The sequence below is a fragment of the Allobosea sp. P1_A7 genome (genome assembly GCF_056406775.1).
In genome coordinates, this window is the sequence record NZ_JBFTZN010000619.1 from 1 (window position 1) to 862 (window position 862).

General features: G+C 59.4%; 1 protein-coding gene. It reads left to right on the plus strand.

Going from position 1 to position 862, the window contains the following annotated elements; all coding sequences use genetic code 11:
- Positions 1 to 345 precede the first annotated feature (345 nt).
- The gene (locus AC1D34_RS38045; protein ID WP_441508953.1) at positions 346 to 573 is read left to right on the plus strand and encodes a helix-turn-helix domain-containing protein; all 228 of its coding nucleotides are present in this window, start codon (positions 346 to 348) and stop codon (positions 571 to 573) included.
- The last annotated feature ends 289 nt before the right edge of the window (positions 574 to 862 follow it).

An 862-nucleotide genomic window follows, 5' to 3' on the forward strand; every position in this document is an offset into this window, starting at 1 on the left:
ATCTCGTCTTGCGCGATGCCGCGGCCGAGTGGAAAATGCCCCCACGCGAATGGACCGAAGCCAAGTCCCAGTTCGCGATCATGTTCGAGGATCGCTTCATCACTCAATGAAGCTCAACCCGCCCCGGACACAAAAATTCAGACACTCCCTTATTCACACGTCCACCAGCTACATATTTGCGTCGGCGATCAGCGGCAATGCACGGTAAAATGTGCCCGCCGGCACGACCACGCTCACCGGTGCCCTGTTGCCCCGCCCGCTATGTCGATTTACCGCTTCTTAACCACGGCGGGCGCCATCCTAAGATGTCCATCAGAGCCGGGGGGCCTGGAAAGGACCGTGACCATGCGAGCGCTCGATGCTGTTAAAGCCGTCGTGGATCAGTTCGTTGGCCTGCCAGTTGCCTTTGTCGAACGCCAGCTGATCCTGGCCACGCTGCGGGAAACCGGCGGCAACCGCACCCATGCCGCCTCACTACTCGGCATCTCCATCCGCACGTTGCGTAACAAAATCACGTTGTACGCAGCGGACGGCTACAATGTACCAGAACCTGTACATCCAGCGGCACAATGAGCACGCGATGTCCCTTGCCTCGCCGCAGCAAACCTCGTCTCCTCCGCAAACATGGCCGGCCTCCTGCGCTCCTGGTGCAGAAAGGCGTTGCAGCCCGTCGACATAAGGGAGGTCTACGAAGTAGCCCTTCTCATCCTTGAACAGCAGCAAGGCGCTGTGCCGGACGCAGAAGCAACTTTCAAGGCCGCCCGATCCGCAATTGAACGGAACCTGGCATAGCGAGCACTCTCACCGTGTTGGCTCGTTCATTTTCCTGTCGCGCCGAACCAATCACGGGGCCCACAAGTGC